16 protein-coding genes are annotated in these 16,684 nt (G+C 63.2%); 10 read left to right on the top strand and 6 right to left on the bottom strand.

Going from position 1 to position 16,684, the window contains the following annotated elements:
• The first annotated feature begins 106 nt into the window (after positions 1–106).
• The 8 genes from moaA (at position 107) to ACVCNR_RS01020 (ending at position 6,492) form a co-directional block, all read left to right on the top strand.
• Positions 107–1,102 (top strand): GTP 3',8-cyclase MoaA, encoded by a 996-nt coding sequence (gene moaA, locus ACVCNR_RS01055; RefSeq protein WP_447073476.1) that lies wholly within the window; start codon positions 107–109, stop codon positions 1,100–1,102.
• Between the two features lie 83 nt (positions 1,103–1,185).
• A complete protein-coding gene (locus tag ACVCNR_RS01050) occupies positions 1,186–2,106 on the top strand; it encodes a DMT family transporter (protein WP_447073475.1) in 921 nt (306 codons plus the stop codon).
• Between the two features lie 11 nt (positions 2,107–2,117).
• On the top strand, positions 2,118–2,735 hold the full coding sequence (gene mobA, locus ACVCNR_RS01045; RefSeq protein ID WP_447073474.1) for a molybdenum cofactor guanylyltransferase MobA: 618 nt from the start codon (positions 2,118–2,120) through the stop codon (positions 2,733–2,735).
• Complete coding sequence (gene mobB / locus ACVCNR_RS01040) at positions 2,732–3,241, top strand: molybdopterin-guanine dinucleotide biosynthesis protein B (RefSeq protein WP_354195781.1); 510 nt, start codon at positions 2,732–2,734, stop codon at positions 3,239–3,241. The genes mobA and mobB overlap by 4 nt, the downstream gene beginning before the upstream one ends.
• A gap of 200 nt (positions 3,242–3,441) precedes the next feature.
• Positions 3,442–4,155, top strand: a complete 714-nt coding sequence (locus tag ACVCNR_RS01035) for an ABC transporter permease (protein ID WP_354195783.1) — start codon at positions 3,442–3,444, stop codon at positions 4,153–4,155.
• Positions 4,152–4,982: an ABC transporter permease gene (locus tag ACVCNR_RS01030; protein WP_447073473.1), complete on the top strand. Its 831-nt coding sequence runs from the start codon at positions 4,152–4,154 to the stop codon at positions 4,980–4,982. The genes ACVCNR_RS01035 and ACVCNR_RS01030 overlap by 4 nt, the downstream gene beginning before the upstream one ends.
• Before the next feature lie 62 nt (positions 4,983–5,044).
• Positions 5,045–5,914 (top strand): NAD(P)-dependent oxidoreductase, encoded by an 870-nt coding sequence (locus ACVCNR_RS01025; protein ID WP_447073471.1) that lies wholly within the window; start codon positions 5,045–5,047, stop codon positions 5,912–5,914.
• A 104-nt stretch (positions 5,915–6,018) separates the two neighbouring features.
• Positions 6,019–6,492, top strand: coding sequence for an Lrp/AsnC family transcriptional regulator (locus ACVCNR_RS01020; RefSeq protein ID WP_354195789.1), 474 nt, complete (start codon positions 6,019–6,021; stop codon positions 6,490–6,492).
• 28 nt (positions 6,493–6,520) lie between these two features.
• On the opposite strand, the gene ppx is transcribed toward ACVCNR_RS01020, so the two are convergent.
• Both ppx and ACVCNR_RS01010 read right to left on the bottom strand, forming a co-directional pair.
• Complete coding sequence (gene ppx / locus ACVCNR_RS01015; protein WP_447073469.1) at positions 6,521–8,056, bottom strand: exopolyphosphatase; 1,536 nt, start codon at positions 8,054–8,056, stop codon at positions 6,521–6,523.
• Positions 8,053–10,257, bottom strand: coding sequence for an RNA degradosome polyphosphate kinase (locus ACVCNR_RS01010; protein WP_447073468.1), 2,205 nt, complete (start codon positions 10,255–10,257; stop codon positions 8,053–8,055). Before ACVCNR_RS01010 ends, ppx begins: the two co-directional genes overlap by 4 nt.
• Before the next feature lie 167 nt (positions 10,258–10,424).
• Here ACVCNR_RS01010 and ACVCNR_RS01005 point away from each other — a divergent pair, with 167 nt between their 5' ends.
• Both ACVCNR_RS01005 and ACVCNR_RS01000 read left to right on the top strand, forming a co-directional pair.
• A complete protein-coding gene (locus ACVCNR_RS01005) occupies positions 10,425–10,670 on the top strand; it encodes a zinc-finger domain-containing protein (protein ID WP_354195795.1) in 246 nt (81 codons plus the stop codon).
• Positions 10,671–10,721: 51 nt separating this feature from the next.
• The gene (locus ACVCNR_RS01000) at positions 10,722–11,924 is read left to right on the top strand and encodes an FAD-dependent monooxygenase (RefSeq protein ID WP_354195797.1); all 1,203 of its coding nucleotides are present in this window, start codon (positions 10,722–10,724) and stop codon (positions 11,922–11,924) included.
• 34 nt (positions 11,925–11,958) lie between these two features.
• Here the strand turns inward: ACVCNR_RS01000 and ACVCNR_RS00995 are convergent, their stop codons facing one another.
• The 4 genes from ACVCNR_RS00995 to ACVCNR_RS00980 form a co-directional block, all read right to left on the bottom strand.
• Positions 11,959–12,762, bottom strand: coding sequence for an amino acid ABC transporter ATP-binding protein (locus tag ACVCNR_RS00995; protein WP_354195799.1), 804 nt, complete (start codon positions 12,760–12,762; stop codon positions 11,959–11,961).
• A gap of 17 nt (positions 12,763–12,779) precedes the next feature.
• Positions 12,780–13,940, bottom strand: coding sequence for an amino acid ABC transporter permease (locus ACVCNR_RS00990; protein WP_447073466.1), 1,161 nt, complete (start codon positions 13,938–13,940; stop codon positions 12,780–12,782).
• Positions 13,941–13,943: 3 nt separating this feature from the next.
• The gene (locus ACVCNR_RS00985; protein WP_447073465.1) at positions 13,944–15,128 is read right to left on the bottom strand and encodes an amino acid ABC transporter permease; all 1,185 of its coding nucleotides are present in this window, start codon (positions 15,126–15,128) and stop codon (positions 13,944–13,946) included.
• A 99-nt stretch (positions 15,129–15,227) separates the two neighbouring features.
• Positions 15,228–16,256 carry an amino acid ABC transporter substrate-binding protein gene (locus ACVCNR_RS00980; protein ID WP_354195805.1) on the bottom strand — a complete coding sequence of 343 codons (1,029 nt, stop codon included), beginning with the start codon at positions 16,254–16,256 and terminating at the stop codon, positions 15,228–15,230.
• Positions 16,257–16,684 lie beyond the last annotated feature (428 nt).

Raw genomic sequence — 16,684 nt, 5'->3', positions numbered from 1 at the left:
GTCGCGAACGACACGGCAATTCGTCTTGAACAGGGCCGCGCTTCGTATCACATAGTAGTATATAACGCTTGCACATGCCGAGCACCGGGAACTGTGGGAACGCCCAATGGACATGATCGACCCCTTCGGTCGCGCCATCACCTATCTGAGGGTTTCGGTCACCGACCGCTGCGACTTTCGCTGTGTCTATTGCATGGCGGAAGACATGGCCTTCCTGCCCAAGAAGGATCTTCTGTCGCTGGAAGAGCTGGACCGGCTGTGCAGCGTGTTCATCGAAAAGGGCGTGCGCAAGCTGCGCCTGACCGGCGGAGAGCCGCTGGTGCGCAAGAATATCATGCACCTCGTGCGCGAACTCTCGCGCCATCTCAGGAGCGGCGCGCTCGACGAACTGACGCTGACCACCAACGGCTCCCAGCTCTGGCGCTTTGCCGGAGAACTCGCGGACGCAGGCGTGCGGCGCATCAATGTTTCGCTCGACACCCTCGACCCCGACAAGTTCCATGCCATTACCCGCTGGGGCCATCTGGACAAGGTCATGGCCGGCATCGATGCCGCCCAGGCGGCCGGGCTCGACATCAAGATCAACGCCGTCGCGCTGCGTGGTTTCAACGATCTGGAACTGCCCGAGATGTTGCGCTGGGCCCACGGCCGCGGCATGGACATGACGGTGATCGAAACCATGCCGATGGGCGAGATCGACGCCGACCGCACGGACCAGTACCTGCCGCTTTCGGTGCTGCGCGCGCAGCTTGAACGGCAGTTCACCCTGACCGACATTCCGTTCAAGACCGGCGGCCCGGCCCGCTATGTCGAGGTCGCGGAAACCGGAGGACGCCTCGGCTTCATCACGCCGATGACCCACAATTTCTGCGAAAGCTGCAACCGGGTGCGCCTCACCTGCACCGGAACGCTCTATATGTGCCTCGGACAGGAGGACGCGGCCGATCTGCGCGCGCCGTTGCGCGCCTCGGAAGGCAACGAGCTTTTGTCGGCCGCCATCGACGAGGCCATCGGCCGCAAGCCCAAGGGGCACGACTTCGTCATCGACCGCCGCACCAACCGCCCCTCCGTATCGCGCCACATGAGCGTCACCGGCGGCTGACCGGGCCATTTGCGGCCCATGGGCCATTGCCGTTTCCCTCCCGGCTGATACAGATTCCGGAGCCAGCCGGAGGGGACACATTCTTGGATATCTCCCACAATATGCGCGGGGCCCTTTACATGGCCGTCGCCATGGTCAGCTTTGCGAGCAACGACGCCATCACCAAACTGATGTCGGAGTCCATGAATGTCGCGCAAGTCATGCTGGTGAGGGGCGTTTTCGCTTCCACGGTCATCGTTCTGATCGGCTGGCGCAGCGGCGCCTTTTCCCGCATGCGCTTGCTGTTGCAGCCCCTGGTGGCCTTTCGCGCCGTCAACGAGGTCGCCGCGACCGTCACCTTCCTGCTTGCCCTCGCTCATCTGCCGATCGCCAATGTCTCTGCCGTGCTGCAAGCCCTGCCTCTCGCCGTCACCATGGGAGCGGCGCTGGCTTTCGGGCAAAGCGTGGGGTGGCGGCGGTGGCTGGCCATCTGCGCCGGCTTCATCGGGGTGCTCATCACGGTCAGGCCGGGCTATGAAGGCTTCAGCGCCTATTCCCTGTTCGCCCTCGCCAGCGTCGGCTTCTGCACGATGCGCGACCTTGCTACGAGCCGCCTGCCCGACAATATCCCCACGCAACTGGTGTCCGCCGTCACTTCGGTATCGGTCACCCTGACCGGCGCGATCCTGCTCGCGCCCATGGGCGGCTGGAGCGCCATGGCTCCCTCAGGCGCGATGCTCCTGGCACTCAGTGCCATGCTGCTGCTGCTCGGCTATCATTTCATCATCATGGCGATGCGAACCGGCGAGATATCGTTCATCTCCCCCTTTCGGTACACGTCGCTTCTGGCCTCGATCCTGTTCGGCCTCATCATGTTTGCCGAGGTGCCGGACCTGCCGATGACCATCGGTTCGACGATCATTGTCGCCTCGGGCCTCTATACGCTCTATCGTGAACGCGCCGTCGGCAGGTACAAGACCGCCGCCGCAAGCACCGGCCCCAGCATGGGGCCGGACGGCATATAGGAAATGACGGAATGCGCGAGGCGATTGCAGGATTGATACTGGCCGGCGGGCTCTCGAGCCGGATGGGCGGCGGTGACAAATGCCTGCTGAACCTGGCCGGCAAACCCCTGCTGCGCCATGTCATCGACCGTATCGAACCGCAACTCGATGCGCTGGCGCTCAATGCCAACGGCGACCCGCACCGCTTTGCCGCCTTCGGCCTGCCGATCCTGCCGGACACGGTGCCGGGCTTTCCGGGTCCATTGGCCGGCGTTCTGGCCGGCCTCGAATGGATGGAGGCGCAAACCTCGTTCCGCCGTCTGGTGACGGTCGCCGGCGACACTCCCTTTTTCCCGCACGATCTCGTTGTCCGGCTCGCATCGGCAGCGGATGAGGCCCCGAACGCGATAACCATCGCCAGAGCGGCCGGCCGCGAACATCCGGTTTTCGCCCTGTGGCCCGCCGGCATGGCCGCGCCCCTGCGCGCCTATCTGGCCGAAGGCGGTCGCAAGGTTTTCGATTTCATCCATTCCCGGCCTTTCGTCTGTGTCGATTTCCCGGCCGCGACGGGCCTCGCCCCCTTCTTCAACATCAACACCAAGCAGGATCTGGCCGAGGCGGAACGCATGATGGAGGGCGACAGCCAATGAGCCGGCGTATTTTCGGAATCACCGGATGGAAGAATTCCGGCAAGACGACCCTGACCGCGCGGCTGGTGTCGGAACTGGTGGCACGCGGCTGGAAGGTCTCCACCGTCAAGCATGCGCATCACGACTTCGACATCGACAAGGAAGGCACCGACAGCCACCGCCACCGCCAGGCCGGTGCCCGCGAGGTGGCCATTGTTTCCGGCCGCCGCTGGGCCCTGATGCACGAACTCGACGGCGAGGATGAACCCGCCCTTGGCGATATCCTTGCCCGGCTCGCGCCTTGCGACCTCGTGCTGGTGGAAGGCTACAAGCGCGAATCGCATCTCAAGATCGAGGCCCGGCGGCGCGGTGCGCGAGATCACACGCCGCTGGCGCGCAACGACGCCAATATCGTGGCCGTGGCCGCCGATTTCCCCCAACCCGGCGAGGTGCTGCCCGTATTCGACATCGACGATGTCGCGGCCATCGCCGATTTCATCGAGGTCGCCACCGGGTTGAGTGCCTGAGAACGCCTTTTCGTCGCAGATTGAACGGAAAACAGCCTTGCCGCAGCGTCACCGCGAGCCTGTCACAAAGCGGTTTTTGCGGTTGATTTTCAAATGGAAACAATGGGAGTATCGACCCATCAGCGGCCCGGGAGAACCGCCTGCGAATGCCGTTCAGGCATTCGTGACACCAAAATCGAACGACAAACAAGCGGGGGGTGATGCAAGGCGTGTGGACGCTGCTCAGTTGGGGACCTGAGGGCTGGATGGACGAGATCGCCTATGGCGTTTTCGTCACCGTCAGCCTGGCCCTGGCGACCCTGCCCGTCGGCCTGTTCATCGGCTTCCTGATCGCGCTTGGCAAGCAATCGCCGGAGCGCTCGCTAAGACTTGCGGCCGACATCTACACCACCATTTTCCGCGGCCTGCCCGAGCTTCTGACGCTGTTTCTGGTGTTTTATGGCGCGCAGATCGGCATCCAGCAGGTGGTGCGACTGTTCAACCCCAGCGCCGCTATCGAGGTCAACAGCTTCGTCTCCGGCATGATCGCGCTGGGCGTGGTCTTTTCCTCCTATGCCAGCGAGGTCTTCCTTTCCGCCTTCAGGGCCATTCCGCAGGGGCAATATGAGGGCGGCTATGCCATCGGCCTGTCCAAATTCCAGACCATGCGCCTCGTCGTGCTGCCGCAACTGGTGCGCATCGCCCTGCCCGGCCTCGCCAATCTGTGGCTGATCCTGCTCAAGGACACGTCGCTGGTGTCCGCCATCGGCCTGACGGACATATTGCGGCAATCGGGCGTGGCGGCGCGCGTTACGAAGCAGGCCTTCCTGTTCTTCGGCCTTGCGACCCTGATCTATCTCGCACTGGCGATCCTGTCGTCGATCGGCATCGGCCTCATCGAGCGCCGTGTCGGCAAGCAGGAGGCGCAGCGATGAGCAGCATCGACCCGACCGCCGGCGAAGTGATGCGCCCGCCCCTGCCGGAGCGCGGATGGCCACGCCAGCGCATCATCGGCTACATATTGGTGGCGCTGTGGACGCTCGCTCTGCTCGGCCTCGTCGCCTATCTCGTCTCGGCGTGGAAGCCGGACATGTTCTGGAGATACGCCCCCGGCTACGTTTCCGGCGTCTGGGTAACCATCAAGCTGGTGGCCATCTCGGTGGTGATCGGAGCGCTCCTGTCCGTGCCCGTCGCCTATGGGCGCATGTCGCACAATCCGGTCATCTCAGCCCTTGCCTACGCCTATGTCTATTTCTTCCGCGGAACGCCGCTGCTGGCGCAGGCCTTTCTGGTCTACTACGGCTTCGGCTCGTTCCGCCCGCAGCTCGACGCCATCGGCCTGTGGAGCTTCTTCCGCGACGCCTTCAATTGCGCCCTGTTCGCCTTTTCCCTCAACACGGCCGCCTATCAGGCTGAAATCCTGCGCGGCGCCATAGAAAGCGTGCCCAAGGGCCAGTGGGAGGGTGCCGCGTCGCTCGGGCTGCAGCGCCTGGTCACGCTGCGCAAGGTCATCCTCCCGCAGGCGCTCATCGTGGCGCTGCGGCCCTACGGCAACGAACTGATCCTGATGGTGAAGGGCTCCGCCATCGTCGCCATCATCACCGTCTACGACCTGATGGGCATCACCCGCCTCACCTATTCGCGCACCTTCGACTTCCAGTCCTACCTGTGGGCGGCCATCATCTACCTGCTGATCGTCGAAACGCTGCGCCACGGCATCGACTGGATCGAAAGACGCATCACCCGCCATCTCAAGCGCTGACTCCCCTAACCCGCCGCAATGCTTTAAGACGCCACCGAAGCAGGCTTGAAAGGACGCGAACGATGGCGACAGTGGCATTCCTCGGACTGGGCGTTATGGGCTATCCGATGGCGGCTCACCTCAAGAACAGGGGCGGCCATGACGTCACCGTCTACAACCGCACCACGGCAAAGGCCGAGCGCTGGGTGGCGGAACATGGCGGACGGCTGGCAAAGACACCGGCCGAAGCCGCCGAAGGCCAGGACTTCGTGTTCGCCTGCGTTGGCAATGACGACGACCTGCGCTCCGTAACGATCGGGCCGGACGGCGCCTTCAAGAGCATGAAAAAGGGCTCCGTCTTCATCGACAACACCACCGCCTCCGCCGAAGTGGCCCGCGAGCTGGCGGCAAAGGCCGATGCAGCCGGGTTTTCGTTCCTTGACGCTCCCGTTTCGGGCGGCCAGGCCGGAGCCGAGAACGGCGTGCTGACCGTCATGGTCGGCGGCGATCAGGCGGCGTTCGAGCGTGCGCGTCCGGTCATCGATTCCTTCGCCCGCATGGTGGGGCTGATGGGACCGGCAGGGGCCGGCCAGCTCACCAAGATGATCAACCAGATCACCATTGCCGGACTGGTGCAGGGCCTCGCCGAGGGCATCCATTTCGGCAAGAAGGCCGGCCTGGACATCGAAAAGGTCGTCGAGGTCATTTCCAAGGGCGCTGCCGGCTCCTGGCAGATGGAAAACCGCCACAAGACCATGAACGAGGGCAAATACGATTTCGGCTTCGCCATCGACTGGATGCGCAAGGATCTCGGCATCTGCCTTGCCGAGGCCGACCGCAACGGGGCGGCACTTCCGGTTACGGCGCTGGTCGACCAGTTCTACAAGGATGTGCAGGCGATGGGCGGCGGCCGCTGGGATACATCCTCGCTTCTGGCCCGCCTCGAACGCTGAACTCTCGCCCCCCCCTGTAACGGAGCAGCATTCTTGCTTGCTCACACCCTTCAATCCGATAATCATTGCATCCCATGGCCAGCGCATCGCAAGAACAACGCAAAATGACCCTCGACCGTATCGATATCGCCATTCTCGATACGTTGCAGAAGGACGGCCGCATTCCGAACGCCGCGCTGGCGGAAAAAGTCGGCCTGTCGCAATCGGCCTGTTCGCGCCGGCTCGACAATCTGGAGCGTTCGGGAACCATCAGGGGTTACCATGCGCGGCTGTCCAATGCCGCGCTTGGCCATCACACCACGGTCATCGTCCATATTTCGCTGTCCGGCCAGTTCGAAAAGACGCTGTCCGACTTCGAGGCCGCCATCAAGCGCTGCCCGAATGTGCTCTCCTGCCATCTGATGTCCGGCGAATACGACTACATATTGCGCATCGCTGCGCGCGATCTGGCCGACTATGAGCGCATCCACAAGGAATGGTTGTCGGCCATGCCGCACGTCACCCGCATCAACTCGTCCTTCGCGTTGCGCGAGGTGGTCGACCGCACGGCCCTCGGCATGAAGCCGGAAATGGCCTGAACCGGTCATTGCCGGTTTTTGATGCCCGCTACTTGGCGGCGACCACTGCCGGCTGTCCTTCGACAGCCAACGCCATGCGGCGCCCCAGCACCTTGCCGAGCTGAGCCAGCCGGCCGGCGGGCCGTTCGCCATAGAGCCCGGCAAGGTTCGACGGGATGATGAGCGCCAGAACGCCGTCGTCGCGCAGTTCCCATTTGAGTTGCGGGATGACGCCGGGCATCGCGGCCGAGAGCAGATAAACCACCCGCATCGTGCCGGCGAGAATGCGGGCACGCTCCAGATAGCGCGGCGTGGCCAGCGACCGTATCTCGGCAGCCGATTCGCTGAACAGCCCTTCGTGCCGGAACAGGTTTGTCAGCGCCAGATAGGCGCGCCCGGGATGGTCGACCCCGAGAAAAGCCGCATGCGCAATGATGTTGAGCGACTGGGTGCCCCGATATTCGGGATGCGCGCGCCAGCCGATGTCAGCCAGCAGGCAGGCGGCCTTGCGGTAGCGCGCCTCGTCCACCGTTTCCTCGACGCCGAACATGTCGAACGCCCGGCCGGTCCAGTCCGCCAGCTCCTGCGCGTGGGTATAGGAGCGGGACCGCAGCCGCGCCAGTTCCTCGCAGGTGGAAAGCAGCGGGTCGGTCTCCTGTTCCGCCGACGTCAGCAGCGAATAAAGATAGCCTTCGCGCACGCCCACCGCCGACACCACGATGCGCGCCGGGTTCATGGCGTTGATGATTTCGCGCTGGACGATCGCGCCATAGGGCAGCAGCGCGCGGCGCGCCTTCGAGACACCCTCGATGCCTTTGATGCGCTCGATACTGCCCTTGGCCACCTGCTTGAGGAACGACAGCGCGCTGGCCGTGTCGATCTCGTAGTGATGCATGACGCCGAGCGGGTAGCCGGTCTTTTCCATGTGCAGCCGGGCAAGGTTTCGCCATGTGCCGCCCACGGCATAGAAGGTGCGTCCCTGTCCTGCCTTCAGCAGCGTGGCCTTGGCGACTTCGCTGCGCGCGATCTTCGCCGCCTGCTCCAGCGAGTTTCCGGCCATGTCCTGGAGGCGCAGGCCACCCAGCGGCAGCGTGATGCCCTCGCCGATCGCCTCGCCGTCGATATCGACCAGTTCCAGGCTGCCGCCGCCGAGATCGCCGGCAATGCCGTTGGCGGGCTGGAAGCCCGAGATCACGCCCAGCGCCGAATAATAAGCTTCCTGGCGACCGCTCAGCACATGGATTTCGGTACCCAGCACCTCCTCGGCACGGTGGATGAAATCCGGGCCGTTTTCCGCCTCGCGCGCCGCCGCCGTCGCCAGAACATGCATGTGCACGGCGCCGGCCTGGTCGGACAGGCTGCGGAAACGCCGAAACTCCTCCATCGCCCGCGTCACCGCCTCGGGATCAAGCCTGCCGGTCGACACGATGCCCCGGCCAAGGCCGGCCAGCATCTTTTCGTTGAACAGCACGGTCGGAGAACGGGCCAACCCCTCATAGACGACCAGCCGGATCGAGTTCGAGCCGATGTCGATGATGGAAACCGGTCGCCGGTCCTGAAGCCGGCCTTGCGATGCGGCCATCATCCGCCGATCGTCGAATCGATTTTCTTGCGGCGCTTGAATTGAGCGATCCGCTTCGGCGCATGCGACTTCAAGGCATCACCCCGTCCCGACAGGCTGGGATTGGTCATGAAATATTCCTGCGCATTGAACGGCTCCTCGCCATCTTCGGGCACGACGCGCCGCGACGTGCCATCCGGCAATACTTCGAAACTTTGCTGGTTGTCCACCAGATTGCCGAGCATGATCTGCTCCAATATCTGCTCGTGCACGGTGGAATTGGTGATCGGCACCATGGTTTCGACACGCCGGTCGAGATTGCGCGGCATCAGGTCGGCCGAACTGATGTAGACGATGGCGTCGTCGGAGGGCAGGCCGTGGCCGTTGCCGAAGCAATAGATGCGGCTGTGCTCGAGGAACCGGCCGACGATCGACTTGACCCGGATGTTCTCCGAAAGGCCCGGCACCTGCGGCCTGAGACAGCATATGCCGCGCACCACCAGATCGATCTCCACGCCGGCGCGGCTCGCTTCGTAAAGCGCATCGATGACCTGCGGGTCGACCAGCGAGTTCATCTTCATCCAGATGCGCCCCGGCCTGCCCTCGCGGATGTGGGCGATCTCTCCTTCGATATGGCCGAGGATGCGGCTGCGCAGCGTGTAGGGCGACAAGGCGATTGTCATTTCATCCGCCGGCTCCGCGTAGCCGGTGATGAAGTTGAAGATCTGCGCCACGTCGCGCGCGATCTGCGGATCGGTGGTGAAGAAGGACAAATCCGTATAGATGCGCGCCGTGATCGGGTGGTAGTTGCCGGTGCCAAGATGCACATAATTGCGCAGCCTGCCGTCCTCGCGCCGCACCACCAGGGACATCTTGGCGTGCGTCTTCAATTCCAGGAAGCCGAAGACCACCTGCACGCCCGCCCTTTCGAGGTCGCGCGCCCAGCGGATGTTGGCTTCTTCATCGAAGCGCGCCTTGAGCTCGACCAGCGCCGTCACCGATTTGCCGGTTTCCGCGGCATCGATCAAAGCGCGCACGATGGGGCTGTCGTTCGAGGTCCGGTAAAGCGTCTGCTTGATGGCCACGACCTCCGGATCGACCGCCGCCTGGCGCAGGAACTGCACCACCACGTCGAAGGATTCGTAAGGGTGATGGACGACGATATCCTTCTCGCGGATGGCCGCGAAACAGTCGCCGCCATGCTCGCGGATACGCTCGGGAAAGCGCGGGTTGAACGGCGTGAACTTCAGGTCGTCACGGGCAACGGCGACAATTTCCGAAATCTGGCTGAGAGCCAGCGGCCCGTCGATGACGCTGATGCGATTGCCCGCGACACCGAGCTCGCTGGCCACGAAGTCGCGCAGTTCCTCCGGCATGCGGCTGTCGAACTCGATGCGGATGACCGAACCGCGCCGCCGTCGCTTCAACGCCGTCTCGAACAGGCGCACCAGGTCCTCCGATTCTTCCTCGACCTCGATATCGCTGTCGCGGATGATCTGGAACGTGCCCGAACCCTTGACCTCGTAGCCGGGAAACAGCCGTCCGATATAGAGTCCCACCACGTCCTCGAGCGTGACGAAGCGGACACGCCCCTTGCGATCCGGCAGGCGGATATAGCGCTTGAGCGCCGGCGGCAGGCGCAACAGCGCGCTCATGTCCTCGCCCTCGCGCAGATGGCGCAACTGCAACGCCATCGAGAAGCCGAGGTTGGGAATGAAGGGGAACGGGTGCGCCGGGTCGATCGACAGCGGCGTCAGGACGGGGAAGACCTGTTCGCGGAAATGCTCCTCCAGCCAGACCTTTTCATCCTTGGTGAGCGCGGAGACGCTGACGGTCTCGATGCCCTCGCCGTTGAGCAGGGCCATCAATTCGGCCAGCACCTTCTGCTGGTCCTCCTGCAACCTCTCCACTTCGCGCAATACCTGTTCGAGCTGCTGTTCCGGCGTGCGCCCGTCCGGGCTTTTCAAGGTGATGCGCTGGCGCACCTGCCCGGCAAGGCCGGCCACGCGCACCATGAAGAACTCGTCGAGGTTGCCGGCCGAGATCGACAGGAAGCGGACGCGCTCGAGCAGCGGATGGCGTTCGTTGCGCGCCTCCTCAAGCACCCGCCTGTTGAACTGCAACCAGGAGAATTCGCGGTTGACGAAACGGTCAGGGTTGCCGCTTTCGGTCGCGGCCACATCCGAAGTGGTGAATTCTGCCTGTATCGGCCTCAATTCGCTCATATCCCCGCTTTCTCCACCGCCGGCAAGGTCGATACTCCCCGGCCTGCCAGCCGGCTACACGTTTCACATTATCCTCTGGCAGGGTTTTGCGACAGTTTGATTTCAGCGCGCTTGCAAAGAACGGTCTTATGTTCCAAACGCTGGATAACAGCTCGAAGGAGATGATCATGGCTGGCGGTATCATTCCCCACTTCCAGAACGATCAGGGTCACGCGGCGATCGAGATCGGCGTCAAGGAATTCATGTGCGTCGGAGCCAACCCGCCGTTCGACCACCCGCATGTGTTCCTGGACATGGGCGCGGACGACGAAAAGGTCTGCCCCTATTGCTCGACCCTTTACCGTTTCAACGCAGAGCTCGGGCCGGCCGAGACCATTCCTGCCGGTTGCGCCTATATCCAACGCGTCGCCTGACCCGCAGCTGGTCCGTTCCCCCGGATGACGAAAGAGGGCAAGAGCCCCGTATTGATCGCCGGGGCCGGCATCGCCGGCCTTACCCTGGCGATCGCGCTGGCCCGGCGTGGTATCTCAAGTCATCTCTACGAGCAGGCGCCGCAACTGGAAGCCTTCGGTGCGGGCCTGCAACTTTCTCCCAATGCCTCGCATGTGCTGGCACGGCTCGGCGTGCTGTCGGGCCTGCGCCCGCAGGCCGTGCAGCCGCAAGCCGTCCGCCTGCGGGATGCCTCGACGCTGCGCCTGCTGACCAGCGTTCCCCTTGGGCAAGAAGCCGAGCGGCGCTGGAGGGCACCCTATCTGGTGGTGCATCGGGCGGACTTGCAGCAGGCGCTTCTGGCCGAGGCAGCCACATGGGCCGAGATCGAGCTGACGAAGGGAATGCAGTTCACCGCCCTGGCGGCCGATGCCGGCGGCGGCATCGACGCCCGTTTCCTTGATCAAGGCGGAAAAACCCGGGAAGTCCAGGGCGCCTTGTTGGTCGGCGCGGACGGTGTCTGGTCGAAGGTGCGCCGAAACGTCCCCGGTTCGGCGCAGAGCCGTTTCAGCGGGCAGATTGCCTGGCGCACGACGATCAAGATCGACAGCGAGGCAGGATCGGCCTTTTGCGGGCTGGCCGACACTGACTGCGTCACCGCCTTCCTGCATGGCGATTTCCATCTCGTCGCCTATCCCTTGCGGGCGGGAGCCGAGATCAATCTGGTTGCTTTCACACCCGCCGAACGCATTGCGGAAGGCTGGGCCATACATGCCGACCCATCGATCCTGCTGCAGGCCGTTGGCCGGAGCGCGCCCCAATTGGCAAGGCTCGTCGAGATCGCAGGGCCATGGACGGCGTGGCCACTGCATACCGTCGACCCCAAAGGCAGGTGGACCGCGCCGGGCATCGCCCTGATCGGCGATGCCGCCCATGCGGTGACGCCCTTTGCGGCGCAAGGTGCCGCCATGGCGATCGAGGACGCGGTCACCCTCGCCCATTCATTGGCAACGGCCTCGAACACGCGGGAAGAGCTTTCCCGCTGGGAAGAGGGGCGCAAGGCGCGCGTCAGCAGGGTCGCCAAGCGTGGGGCGCTGAACAAGCTGGCCTGGAACGCTGCCGGGCCGGTCGCGCTGGCCCGCAATGTCGTGCTCGGCCTGCGCTCGCCGGAACGGCTCGCAGCCGACCTCGACTGGCTCTACGGCTGGCGCCTGCCGCAAGCCGAACTTGAGATCTGACAGCGATCCGCCTGCGGCGAGTGCCTGCAAATCCTCAGTGCAGAATCTGGCTGAGGAATAGCCTGGTGCGCTCGTGCTGGGGATTGTCGAAGAACTCGGCCGGCGTGTTCTGCTCCACGATCTGACCCTGATCCATGAAGATCACTCGGTTCGCGACCTTGCGTGCGAAGCCCATCTCGTGCGTCACGCACAGCATGGTCATGCCCTCTTCGGCAAGGCTCACCATCGTCTCCAGCACTTCCTTGACCATCTCAGGGTCCAGCGCCGAGGTCGGCTCGTCGAACAGCATGATCTTCGGCTTCATGCACAGCGAACGCGCGATCGCCACGCGCTGCTGCTGGCCGCCCGAAAGCTGGCCCGGATATTTGTGGGCCTGCTCGGGAATCTTGACCCGCTCCAGATAGTGCATGGCCGTCGCCTCGGCTTCCTTCTTAGGAACCTTGCGCACCCAGATCGGCGCCAGCGTGCAGTTCTCCAGGATGGTCAGGTGCGGGAACAGGTTGAAGTGCTGGAACACCATGCCGACCTCGCGGCGCACCTCGTCGATCTTCTTCAGGTCGTTGGTCAGTTCCTTGCCGTCGACGATGATCTTGCCCTTCTGGTGCTCTTCCAGCCGGTTGATGCAGCGGATCATGGTCGACTTGCCCGAACCCGAAGGCCCGCAGACGACGATGCGTTCGCCTCGCATCACCTTCAGGTTGATGTCCTTGAGGACGTGAAACTCGCCATACCATTTGTGCATGCCGATGATCTCGATCGCAACATCGGTCTTCGAAACCTGCATCTTGCCGGTATTGACCTGGATTTCTTCCGCGCCGACTGCGTTTTCGGTGGCCATGTGCGGTTCCCTTGTTTCTAGCGTTTATGCCCGGTATCGAGCCGGCGCTCCATATATTGCGAATAGCGTGACATGCCGAAGCAGAATATCCAGAAGATGGCGGCGGCGAAGATATAGCCCGTCTTGGCGGTCTGCGGCGTCGCCCAGGTCGGATCGCCCGAGATGTTCTGCTTGACCACGCCGAGCAGGTCGAACATCGAGATGATGAGCACCAGCGTCGTGTCCTTGAACATGCCGATGAAGGTGTTGACGATGCCCGGGATGACCAGCTTCAGGGCCTGCGGCATGATGATGAGGCCCATCTTGGGCCAGTAGCCCAGGCCGAGCGAATCCGCGCCCTCGTATTGGCCCTTGGGAATTGCCTGCAGGCCGCCACGCACCACTTCCGCCATATAGGCCGATGCGAACAGCGCCACGCCGATCAGCGCCCGCAGCAGCTTGTCGAAGCTCACCCCTGGAGGCACGAACAGCGGCAGCATGAAGCTGGCCATGAACAGCACGGTCACCAGCGGCACGCCGCGCACCGTCTCGATGAAGACCACCGACAACAGCTTGACGATGGGCATGTGGGAGCGTCGTCCGAGCGCCAGAAGGATACCCAGCGGCAGCGAAACCACGATGCCGACATAGGAGATCACCAGCGTGACCATGAGGCCGCCCCACAGCGGCGTTTCGACATAGCGCAGGCCGAATGCTCCGCCGACGAGAAGGAAGAAGGCGACGAACGGGAAAACGCCGAAGAACAGGATGGCATTGAGCCGCTTGTAGGGAACGCGCGGAATGAGCAGCGGCGCGAGCAGCGCGATGAAAAGCACCCCCGTCAAAACCACGCGCCAGCGCTCGTCCATCGGATAGCGGCCGAACATGAACTGGCCGAAGCGGCCGCTGACGAAGGGCCAGCAGGCCCCGGACCAGCCGGCGGGAAGCTGCCCGCCCTGCTCCGTCGTCAGGCAGGCGGTGCGGTCGGTGCCCGTCCATACGGCGCCGAAGAAAAGCCAATCCAATATGCGCGGCAGGAACGACGCGATGGCCAGAAGCGCGATGACCGTCAATACCGAGTCGAACGGCGTCGCGAACAGGTTCTTGCGCACCCATGCCGTCAGGCCGACCTGCGAGCGCGGCGCCGTCTCGGCAAGGACCATTTCAGTGCGCACCCAGGACATGTCATGTTCCTGCATCGCTCACCTCTCCTTCAGCGCCATCTTGGTGTTGAACCAGTTCATGAACAGCGAGGTAATGATGCTGATGCTGAGATAGACGGTCATGAAGATGACCACCACCTCGATCGCCTGCCCTGTCTGATTGAGGATCGTGCCGCCAACCGCATAGAGGTCCGGGTAGCCGATGGCCACGGCGAGCGACGAGTTCTTGGTCAGGTTCAGATACTGGCTGGTAAGCGGGGGAATGATGATGCGCATGGCCTGCGGGATCACGACCAGCCGCAGCCCGTCATTCGACCGCAGGCCGAGCGCGGAATAGGCCTCCGTCTGTCCCTTCGGCACACCCATGATGCCGGCCCGCACGATCTCGGCGATGAACGACGCCGTATAGAACGAGAGCGCAAGATAGAGCGACAGGAATTCCGGCCGCACATTGGTGCCGCCGGTCAGGTTGAAGGTGCCTTTCTGCGGATAGTCGACAGAAATCGGCATGCCCGAGACCACATAGGCGAGAAGAGGCAGGCCGACGATCAGCGCGACGCTGGTCAGGAACACCGGGAACCGCTCGCCGGTAGCCATCTGACGCGCCCTGGCGCGCCGCGCCACATACCACGACAGCACGATCGCGGCGATGAAACCGGCCAGGATCAGGCCTGATCCCGGTTCCCACACCAGCCGCGGGAAATAGAAGCCGCGATTGTTGAGATAGGAGCCGAGGGGAAGCGACAGGCTGTCGCGCACGCTTGGCAGCACCGCCAGCACACCCTGATACCAGAACAGGATGACGAGCAGCGGGGGAATGTTGCGGAATATCTCCACGTAAACCATCGCCAGCTTGCGGATCAGCCAGTTGTTGGACAGCCGCCCGATGCCGACGAGGAAGCCCAGTATGGTCGCGGTCACGATGCCTGCCGCCGCAACGGCCAGCGTGTTGGCGATACCGACCAGCAGCGCCCGGCCGTAGGACGAATCGGATGTATAGTCGATCAGGCGATCGGAAATATCGAAGCCCGCCCGACCGCGCAGGAAGGCAAAGCCGGTGGAAATATTGGAGCGGCGCAAGTTCTCGATGGTGTTGTCGACGATCCACCACACGCCGAGCGCAAGCAGAACGACCAGAAGGACCTGGAAGAAGATACTGCGAACCCTCGGGTCGTAGATCAGCGGGACCCGCGCGGACTCGTCTCTGATGACATCTTGTGACACATGGTTCCCCTTAACCTGGTGTCGGATCCCGCCGGCTCTTGTGTTGTTGTCCCGGCGAGAACGAAGGCCGGGGAGACTGGCTCCCCGGCCCTTTTATGCTTAGCGGATCGGCATGCCGTATTGCAGGCCGCCCTTCGTCCACAGCGCATTGATGCCGCGGGCGATCTTGAGCGGGCTTTCGGCGCCGACATTGCGCTCGAAGATTTCGCCGTAATTGCCTGTAGCCTTGATGATATTCACCACCCAGTCATTGCTGAGGCCCAGATCGGTGCCGATCTTGGTTTCCGCCTCGGTGCCGAGCAGACGGCGAATGTCGGGGTTGGAGCTGTTCTTCATCTCATCGACATTGGCCTGTGTGATGCCGGCTTCCTCGGCATTCAGCAGCGCGAAGTAGGTCCACTTGGCGATATCGAACCACTTGTCGTCACCCTGACGCACCGAAGGCCCCAGCGGCTCCTTGGAGATGATTTCCGGCAGAACGACGTGGTCGTCCGGCGCCGACATCTGCAAGCGCACCGCATAGAGGCCCGACTGATCGGTGGTGTAGGCGTCGCAACGGCCCGCATCATAGGCCGCATTGGCCTCTTCGAACTTCTCGAACACCACAGGATTGTATTCCATCTTGTTGGCGCTGAAATAGTCGGCGAGGTTGAGTTCGGTCGTCGTGCCGGCCTGCACGCAGACCGACGCGCCCGAAAGCTGCAGCGCGGAATTCACGCCCGGCAGCTTCTTGGCGTTGATCATGAACCCCTGGCCGTCATAGTAGGTGACGCCCGCGAAGTTGAGGCCGAGCGCCGTATCGCGGTTGACCGTCCAGGTGGTGTTGCGCGAGAGGATGTCCACCTCGCCCGACTGCAGCGCGGTGAAACGGTCCTTGGCGCTGAGGCCGGTGAACTTCACCTTGGTGCCGTCGCCGAAGATCGCGGCGGCAACGGCACGGCAGTAGTCGACGTCGAGGCCGGTCCATTCGCCCTTGTCGTTCGGTGCCGAAAACCCGGCAAGCGCCGTGTTCACGCCGCATTGCAGAAAGCCCTTGGCTTTCACATCGCTCAGCGTATCCGCGCTCGCCGCACCGGCAGTGATGCTGATCGCGGCCGCGCTCAGGATACCAATTGCCAATTTCTTCATAACCCACTGACCCTTTTCTGTTATCCGGGATACGACCCGGTTTTCGTCGTGCCTCCGTGGCCGTCCGCAGCCACGCATCCCGGGATGTGATGTCGCCTTCGACCCATAACCCGCTCCCATTCACGAACCTCATCGAAGGCGATAATCTTCGTGAGGTCAAGAAAAATGAATGATTGGGCCAGCGTTTCACCACCCTGCGAAAGAAGGGGTTGATATTTCAGGCTGAATCGCCCGAAAGCGGGCGCCAAAGTTCCCTTGCGGCAGCCTCGACAATAGCCTGAAAGCGACACAAACTGCCGCCGACCCATCGGTAGACGACATAGGCCCGAAGCGCCGCCGACACCTGTGGATCATCGCAACTTCCCGGGCTGGCGGGCTCGCCAAGATTGCACCTTGGCGCACTCGGCTCTAAAGCTCTTTCATCTTCT

Source organism: Aquamicrobium terrae (assembly GCF_052978165.1).
The sequence above is the reverse complement of the archived record's forward strand: the minus strand, read 5'-3'. Positions and strand labels throughout refer to the sequence as shown.